The organism is Indolivaga macrotermitis (genome assembly GCF_900128985.1).
GTDB classification, from domain to species: domain Bacteria; phylum Bacteroidota; class Bacteroidia; order Bacteroidales; family Dysgonomonadaceae; genus Dysgonomonas_A; species Dysgonomonas_A macrotermitis.
Genome location: NZ_FQUC01000029.1, coordinates 1 through 9,127, shown reverse-complemented (window position 1 = coordinate 9,127; position 9,127 = coordinate 1). Strand labels below are relative to the sequence as shown.

Here is a 9,127-nt window from a genome sequence, read left to right as displayed (position 1 = left end):
TCTTGTTATCGGGAATGTTCTATATTAAAGCACAGGTGGGGATCAATACTCAGAATACACAGGGTGTTTTTCATATGGATGCAGCAGGAGACAATGCCGTATCGGGCACAATCACAGCTGCGCAATCAACCAATGATATACTGATCGATAATACAGGAAATGTAGGCATAGGCACTCTTAATCCAACCGCCCGCCTGCATTTGAAATCGTCTGTAGCCGGAGAAGCTTTCCGGTTAGCAGACGGTACTCAGGGTGAGAATAAGATTCTGCTTGGCGATGCAGATGGCAATGTATGGTGGGGAATTACGAAAGGAATGGGAGGATATATCCTGAACTTAGCTCAGGGGACATATACTTTCTCGAATGGAACGGCTCTTATATTTCCTCTAAATTCAACGGGAAATGCTATTGCCATATCAAACGACGCATCTTACGCCTTTATGCTTCGCTGTAATCTAATGCTGATGAAAACTGGGATGTTGCAAACCGACAATAGCACCCAGCGATCGAGACAGGTGAATGTCCGTTACGAACTGGTCAGGAGCAGAACAGGTGTAGCTGATGTGGTTTGCCAAACGGTAGATACCAAACCATTTATGCAGATTTTCGATTACACAACTTTATATGTATCTCTGATAGCTACCAACATATTAAAAAATGATTCGCTGTATATCCGTATTACATTTCTGGGTAATGCCGATGCAGACTCTTCTGCTTTATATATGTTACTCGACTATAATAACCCCTATAGCAGTTATAATACTGAGGCTTTTAATATGGGATCTGTTATCTTTTATCAATTATAACTTTTTTATTCCAAAAACTTATGCATTACATAAAATACATAACTTTAATATCCAGTCTTATCTTTAGCCTAAATATACATAGCCAAATAGGGATACAGACCGATTTTCCAAGAACATTGTTCCACATTGATGCGGCTAAAGATAATCCGCAAAACGGAGCTTCTGTCGTAACTGTAACTCAGCAACAGAATGATATAACTATCGACACTAACGGAAGAATGGGTTTGGGGACTATCACTCCTCAGGCAAAGCTGCATATCGAACATAGTAAGATTGTAAGCGGAGACGAATACGGCTTAAAGCTGACTCCCGGATACGGAGGCCCTTCGATACTGGCTCTGCAGAACGACGGGCAAACCGTTAAATGGGAAGCCAATCCGTCTTTAGGGCAACAGGCTCAATTTCAGGTTAAACCAACTGTGTTTACTCCCGGTGCCACCACTATTAGTCTAACCAAGTTGGACGGTTCGCTTTCATTATCAAATGATACTGACATATTAATACCTACCGAAGGGCGTTATCTGGTTACTTTAGATATAATGGGAGAAGCATCTTTAGGATTCACAGCAAATCCACCGTCACAAGCCAGTATATATCTCTATTTATACAAGTATAACACACTCACCAATACGGCTGAACAAGTGGATGCGATCGAACATTATATGACTATTACTCAAAAGACGGGAGACTATATGACTTTCCCCTCAACTCTATATGCGGGATATTGTTATCCGACTGACTATTTATATATCCGGTTTAGTATAGTTGTTTATTTTTCTTCCACCACTGGTGCCAACGGAACATTTACTGTAACTAATGCCGAACCTTGTATTATCACTATTTACAATATATAAATACTAATACTATATAACTATAAAAGTTACCGGAAGCTATAACAATATACAGGTAAAATAAGACGCTTTTTTTACAATAGATATATTTTATAATATTCTGATATACAAAACTATCATTTATAAACAGCCCTCAACAGCAAACACTACAAACCACTATATATCAACATCTTACACATCATACATAATAACTCTGCTATTTACCTCAGGTATTATATTTTATTAATTCACAAACATTAACCTTTGATAATCAATTTTTTTAGTTAAAACAAAAAACTTTTTAAATCCCATATTCGTTTATGATGAAACAAATAACCAAACAAACTTATAAAGAACTATTCATTAATACAAACTCATGAAAAAAGGACTGTTTTCTGCGCTCATTGCGTTCATGTCTATCACACTATCAGCATATAGCCAAGTAGGAATAAATACAGAGGCTCCCATTACAGCACTTGACATTAATGGAGACCTGAGGATAGTCACCGTACCTACTAACACAACCTCACAAAATGTTTTGGTATTGGGCACTAATAATGTAGTTTCGCAAAATACGATGGCAAATCTGATGTCCGGTGCATCCAATTTAAGATCATTTGTCAGAGGTACAAGCTCTACAACGATCAACCTTATCTCATTAACAACGGATATACTAACTACCGGTTGGTTTAAAATAGCAATGCCTGTAGAAAATTTTGACTATAACACAAATGCAACTACACGTCCTAATGGAGATTACAATACAAGTACTTACGAATTCACTGCGCCTGTCACAGGTCTGTATGAAATCTTTGTTCAATTCAAAACATCGTCTGTTGTCTCGGCTTCGGAAGTTGGAGTCGGCATTTTCAAAAGAAATTCAGGAGCAACAGCCTTTACGCTGATTGCCGAGGAGACATTTTTAAGTGTAAATGTATCTGTTCTAACAATAAACTTAGATGTGTCTCCTCCCACCCGTAAAACCCAGACTTTAGTACAACTCAATGCCGGAGACAGTATTATCTTCGGAGCTAAAGTTCCACTGGTTTCCGTAACCCTGGTGGGTGGTACAAGTACTTATTTCACAATTAACCAAGTTAGGTAAAAACCGCACAAATATTTCTAATTAATACTAATCTGTTAAAGGATACGACTTTCGGTTGTATCCTTTTTTATTCAGATAATAGCAGCAATATAACATAACCATTTTTTGACATTGCCGGAATTAAAGATACCGGAAAAGTGAAAAATATCCGCTAAATTTACGAGGTACTATCAAAACATAAAATAAATATGACAGACAACTTATCTCCTCCTGAAACGAAAGTACCTCATCCTAAAGGTTTAAAATACCTGTTTCTCACCGAAATGTGGGAACGGTTCGGATATTATCTCATGCTCGGAATTTTCCTGTTATACCTCAAAGATGGAAAAGGAATGGGATTCAGTCCTGCAAAAGCCAGCGATATAGTAGGTACTTATCTCGGACTGGTATACCTCACACCATTTCTCGGAGGGCTTATTGCCGATAAATTATTAGGTTACCGGGTCTCTATTATCATAGGCGGAATACTGATGGCTGCCGGATACAGCCTACTCGCATTGCCCAGCGAATCTATTTTATGGGTATCTATACTTCTTATCATAGTCGGCAACGGATTTTTCAAACCAAATATCTCTACCCTACTCGGAAACCTCTATTCTGACGAAAAATACAAGTCGAAAAAAGATTCGGGTTACAGCATATTTTATATGGGAATCAATGTCGGAGCATTCGTCTGCAACTTCGTAGCTGCCTATATGAGAAATAATTACGGATGGGGATATGCATTCCTTGCCGCCGGTATCGGTATGCTCGTCGGGTTAGTTATTTTCCTTATCGGTACACGTCATATAAAGGAAGCGGATATTATCAAGAAAACATCAGACTCTAACTCCGATATAAAAAAAGTATTACTCTATGTTTTTCTCCCCGCCATTATTTTCGGAGGATTAGCATGGATAATTCCGGGAAATATTTTCGGGTCTGATTCGAATGACGCCTTTTTATTCGGCTGTATTCCTGTTATTATCTTTTACGCATCATTATTATTCAGATCCAAATTAGAAGAACGGGCACAGATAAAAGCTTTACTCAGTATATTTCTCATCATGGTTGTATTTTGGGCTGTATTTAAACAAAATGCAACCGCACTTACCACTTTTGCCGAGAGTTATACAGAAAGAGCAATACCCCAGTCTGATACGACTTACCTGAAACCGGTAGGCATGGTGCAAATCCTCAAATACGAAAAAGATTCTGTACCTATGGTCGACGAAAAACTCCGTACGGCAGTAGATGAACATCACAATGTTATAAAAGCATATGATTATCCTAATTATTTCATAAACCAGCCTAAAGATAAACTTCCGCAAGAAGGGGAAACTGTCAGTCTTATTTCTACCGAAATATTCCAATCGGTAAATCCCTTTTTTATTGTGTTGCTCACCCCTTTGGTATTAGGACTTTTCTCCCGGTTAAAAATAAAAGGAAAAGAGCCTTCCACTCCTGCCAAAATGGGATGGGGATTGCTAATAACAGGGCTTTCGTCACTCGTTATGGCTGCCTCTGTTCTGTATACAGATATTTATACGGACAAAGCCTCAGCCCTATGGTTGATAGGAACATACGGAGTTATTACCGTAGGCGAACTTCTGATCAGCCCGATAGGATTGTCCCTTGTATCGAAAGTTAGTCCAAAAGAAATTACATCATTTATGATGGGAGGCTGGTTCTTGTCGACATCCATCGGTAATAAACTCAGCGGAATGGTCGCCGGAATGTGGGATATGTTTGATAATAAATCATATTACTTCCTGATGAACTTCATTGCCTGTGTAATCGCCGCCATTGCTATCATGTTTCTGGTAAAATGGCTTAAGAATATCATTAATCAGCATTCATAAATATGTAAAGAGCCGGTAACATTATATAAACCGGCTCTTCACTTGCTTTGTTTATTTTTGCAAAAACCAAAACATTCATTATATTTGCCACACCAAACAACCCTTTACAAATAAGGAATGATCGATATTTTCACACATAAAAACATAAACAATCCCCTAAATTTTAACAGTTTAGATTTGGCTTTGTGTGCTGAAATATTAGAGAGAGAGAGAGAGAGAGAGAGAGAGAGACGCATCACAGGGCGTTAACTAAACAAAAAATTCTATTGTGTCAAAATAACGGGGCATTTTTTTATGTCTTCGTTTACTTTGCTGTATTATATATCCATTTCCTAATTATAAGTTGGCTGGGCAGACTGTGTCCGGTAGAATCATTGTTGTTTTGTTGTCGTTCGAATACTTCTTCGGATTACAGCTTATGCTTTGGCCAACTGATCTATGCAGCAGGGTGCAGTGTATGCACTTTGCTGCTTTATTTTCTAACAGTTAAAGACTTTAACACAAAGACACAAAGATACAAAGGGGTTAAAGGCAGTATTCAAAGACATGTACGAGTAAGGCTCTGCTTTATCCCCAAAAAGATATTATCGGCAGAGCCCTGCCCCTACAAGATACAGATAAAGAAACAATCACTCTTAATAAAAACAACAAACGAGTCTGTGACTCTAAAAACTCAAACAGAAACAACAATGAAGAAAAAAAATCTTTTACTAATGGGGGTATTCTCATTAGGGCTGCTCAATGCTCAAGTGGGAATAAATACCCAAACTCCTTTGTCGGTCTTCCATATTGATGGGAAAGCCAATACAACAACAAGCCCTTCTGTAGGGCAATTAATTGATGATATTGTAGTACAGGCAGATGGATCAGGCGGGATAGGTATGGGTATAGGTACTATTCCTGCAGAAGGAGCTTCGGTTGACCTTGCATCGCCCAGTAAAGGCCTATCTCTCAACTCTGTTGCCCTTACTGGCCCCAACGACCTTAGCACAGTTCTTACGCCCAAACAAGGAATGCTTGTATTCAATACCCGAGATAATGATGATCTTGCACGGGGAATTTGTCTTTTTAACGGGACAACTAATCAATGGGAGCAAATGGCTTATACAAAACAAACTAATATAGTGAATATCGCCGTGTCATTAGAAAATGTAATTACTACTCCTTCCAACGCAACCCACATAGCCGCCGGAGGTTATGACGGAGTATCTATCCCTTTCGCCCCGCTCGGATCCTCAACACCGGGAATAAAAATAACCGAAGACGGAACATATGCCTTTGCTCTCAACCTTATAGGTTCGGTCGATGTTCCCGAAACATCCCAATCCCATCTCTATTTATTTCTGATGCGTAAATCGGACATGACAATAATGGATGCTGCTGCTCTTGGAACACTCTCAATGTATAACCCTCCTTATTTTAAACAATCGGCAACAGCAATTCTTGCTTCCGAGCTGAAAAACGGCGATGAACTCGATTTCTTAATTTGCCATAATAATGGAACCGATTTCCCTTGGACTTTATTCGGTGGCACTAGTTCTACTACTGCCCGATATAACAAAACATCACTCAGTTATTGGAAATTATAATAGTTATCAACCAAATAGGTTCTATTACTATACTTAATTTACTTAAAACAACAAAAATGAAATACATATACTTTACCATTTGTACTCTTTGGCTTTCGTGCGGTTTATTGTGGGCACAGATAGGTATTAACACCAATTATCCGATATCCAATGCATTATTACATATTGACGGACTGAGCAACAACACAAACAATGTACCATCTGAGTTGGTTGACGACATGGTAGCCGCACTTGATAATGCAGGTAGTATAAGCTTGGGATTGGGTAAAAAAGCAGCTGAGAATGCACAAGTGGATCTAGGTTCAAACAACCATGCCTTAAAAATGAATGAGGTACGACTAACCTCCCTAACTGATATCATAACTGTTCCTGACCCTCGAGCAGGGATGGTCGTATACAACACTGTTGCCATAGCCTCAGAAGAAGTAGAAATCGGATGGTATTATTTCGATGGAATTAAATGGAGAAAAATACAAAAAGCGGTGAAAGATCCTAATCTGAAAAATGAATTCTCGATACCCAATGGTGTATCCGATACAGCCGAAATACCGGCAATCAGTCTTGCTGATGCCTCATCCAATATATATTCAGGCGCTACAAAACTGGCATTTGTAAATACAGAAACATCTCAGATAATTGCACCCACTGACGGAACTTATGTTTTCGCTTTACGACTATACTTTTTTTCGACATTTAATAATAATATTTCTATTCCTTCAATAATATATGATAATCAAGCTGTTTTACATATATTCTTAACCTCTAAAACCAAGAATAAAGTATTAGATAAAGCCCTGATTACATTTCCGTTTAACCAGAGAACAAGAAGATATTACTCATACCGCCTTGTTATGGGAACAACCCTGGATAAAGACGAAGAGGTCGAATTATATATAGGCAGAGGATTGTCTCCCGAATTCGACGACTGTCCTCTGAATATTCGTATACAAGATTCATCCGACCCTTCAGTAAAGGCTGCTGCCAGAGTAAGCCTCGTTTTTTGGAAATTATAAAACACGATATATATGAATAAGTTATTAGTTATATTAACGATACTTCTTGTCTATCCCTTTTTCGCCACTTCTCAGGTATCAATAAACAGCAGATATTCGATAGGTAAACTCCTGATAGACGGAGATGGAGACAATACATCTACTATCCCGACTTCCGTACAGTTAGAAAACGATGTCATCTTCAATGTTTCAACATTAAATGAAGCTATTCTGGGAATTGGAGGCACTCCATATAATAGTGCTCAACTGAGCTTAAATGCAACGAACAAGGCTCTCGGTTTAAATATTGTAAACCTGACTTCAGGACTTGACCTGACAACTGTGCCAAGCCCGTCAAACGGACTTACTGTATATAACAAAGACTCTTCGATTGATGATGGAGTATACTTTTTTCTTGATAATGAATGGGCAAAAATGACAACCAATATTTATGCCGGTTCATTTATGAACTTACTTAATCTTCAGGCACCGGATGTTGTTACAAGACCTATCACTCAGACACAACTTTCGGCTGAATTATATTCTGCCGGAACTGAACTTAATTTCATCAGTACAGATAATGGAACTATCAAGATTCTGGAAGACGGAGCATACTCATTTAATATGCACCTATCTGGTACTGTCTCATCCGGCAGCTCAGAGTACGCTTATTATTATGTATTTTTGGTCAATGCAACACTTCATTCCGTACTGGATTCTTATACCATTGCACTAAAACCTAACAATAATGCTCCCCAAACGGCTTCTGTTTTTTTGAATGCCAATTTCACGAAAGATGATGAAGTTAAAATCTACATTTGTCATGAAGATACAAATAATCGTACATGGACTCTTAAAAGTTCATCTCCAGGTAGCACAGATTTAATAAGGAGTTATATGGTATTCTGGAAATTATAAAATAGAAATATCCAATACTTTTTTAAATGCCAGCAAGCATGTAGCTGGCATTTTATTTTGTGTAAGTAAAATATTTGCTATATTTGCCCCATCAAACAACCCTTTACCAAAAAGGAATGACCAATAATTTCACACATAAAAACATCAGCAATCCTCTAAATTTTAACAGTTTAGATTTGTCTTTGTGTGATGAAATATTAGAGAGAGAGAGAGAGAGAGAGAGAGAGAGAGAGAGAGAGAGAGAGAGAGAGAGAGACGCATAACAGGGCGTTAACTAAACAAATTTTCTTATTGTGTCAAAATAACGGGACATTTTTTTATGTCTTCGTTTGCTTTGTTGTATATATTCATTTCCAAATATTAAGTTGGCCGGGCAGGCTGTGTCCGGTAGGATCATTGTTGTTTTGTTGTCGTTCGAATACTTCTTCGGATAACAGGTTATGCTTGGGCCAACTAATCCATGCAGCAGGGTGCAGTGTATGCACTTTGCTGCTTTATTATTCAAGAAAAAACAAGCTCGTCAATAGTCTTTTAAACGCAAAGGTACTAAGATACAAAGGTTTTATACAAAGATATACTGTAGGGGTAAGGTTCTGCTTTACTCATTATCCTGAAATACAAGATAGTGCGCTTTGTGCCTTCTTTGTGCGCTTTGCGATAAAGTACACATTATCGGGCAGAGCAGAGCCCTGCCCCTACAAGCACCACATTCTAAATCAACAACTTTTTATAAAAACAACAAGTAGGTCTGCGACCTTAAAAACAACAAAAGGGTCTCTGACCCCAACAACTCAAACCAAAATAACAATGAAAAAGTATTTTTTTATGATTTTGCTGTGCTTTTCGGGCATGGTGGCTTTACGGGCTCAGGTGGGTATAAACACAAGTACACCCAATGCTTCTGCAGCTATGGATATTGTCAGTACGGAAAAAGGAATTTTGCTTCCGAGAATGACGACTGTGCAGAAATCGGCGATTGTTGCTCCGGCGGAGGGTTTATTGGTGTATGATACGACTTTGCGTTGTATTGCGCAGAATGCGGGGTC

At 38.4% G+C, this 9,127-nt stretch carries 9 protein-coding genes; 8 read left to right on the top strand and 1 reads right to left on the bottom strand.

The window, feature by feature from the left end; genetic code table 11:
• The 7 genes from BUC12_RS19395 to BUC12_RS19365 all read left to right on the top strand — a co-directional run.
• Positions 1-806 (top strand): hypothetical protein (locus tag BUC12_RS19395; RefSeq protein ID WP_221407226.1); only part of this gene is annotated, 806 nt, incomplete at its 5' end.
• A 20-nt stretch (positions 807-826) separates the two neighbouring features.
• The gene (locus tag BUC12_RS19390) at positions 827-1,660 is read left to right on the top strand and encodes a hypothetical protein (RefSeq protein WP_062185175.1); all 834 of its coding nucleotides are present in this window, start codon (positions 827-829) and stop codon (positions 1,658-1,660) included.
• A gap of 352 nt (positions 1,661-2,012) precedes the next feature.
• Positions 2,013-2,741, top strand: coding sequence for a hypothetical protein (locus tag BUC12_RS19385; protein WP_062185172.1), 729 nt, complete (start codon positions 2,013-2,015; stop codon positions 2,739-2,741).
• A 188-nt stretch (positions 2,742-2,929) separates the two neighbouring features.
• Positions 2,930-4,582 carry a peptide MFS transporter gene (locus BUC12_RS19380; RefSeq protein ID WP_062185168.1) on the top strand — a complete coding sequence of 551 codons (1,653 nt, stop codon included), beginning with the start codon at positions 2,930-2,932 and terminating at the stop codon, positions 4,580-4,582.
• Between the two features lie 689 nt (positions 4,583-5,271).
• A complete protein-coding gene (locus tag BUC12_RS19375; protein WP_062185165.1) occupies positions 5,272-6,171 on the top strand; it encodes a hypothetical protein in 900 nt (299 codons plus the stop codon).
• Positions 6,172-6,227: 56 nt separating this feature from the next.
• A complete protein-coding gene (locus BUC12_RS19370) occupies positions 6,228-7,184 on the top strand; it encodes a hypothetical protein (protein WP_139262132.1) in 957 nt (318 codons plus the stop codon).
• A 12-nt stretch (positions 7,185-7,196) separates the two neighbouring features.
• On the top strand, positions 7,197-8,081 hold the full coding sequence (locus BUC12_RS19365) for a hypothetical protein (protein WP_062185157.1): 885 nt from the start codon (positions 7,197-7,199) through the stop codon (positions 8,079-8,081).
• A 347-nt stretch (positions 8,082-8,428) separates the two neighbouring features.
• Here BUC12_RS19365 and BUC12_RS20220 read toward each other — a convergent pair whose 3' ends face one another.
• Positions 8,429-8,566: a hypothetical protein gene (locus tag BUC12_RS20220; protein ID WP_157257609.1), complete on the bottom strand. Its 138-nt coding sequence runs from the start codon at positions 8,564-8,566 to the stop codon at positions 8,429-8,431.
• Between the two features lie 322 nt (positions 8,567-8,888).
• Here BUC12_RS20220 and BUC12_RS19360 point away from each other — a divergent pair.
• The coding region (locus tag BUC12_RS19360) for a hypothetical protein (RefSeq protein ID WP_221407225.1) at positions 8,889-9,127 on the top strand (239 nt) is incomplete at its 3' end.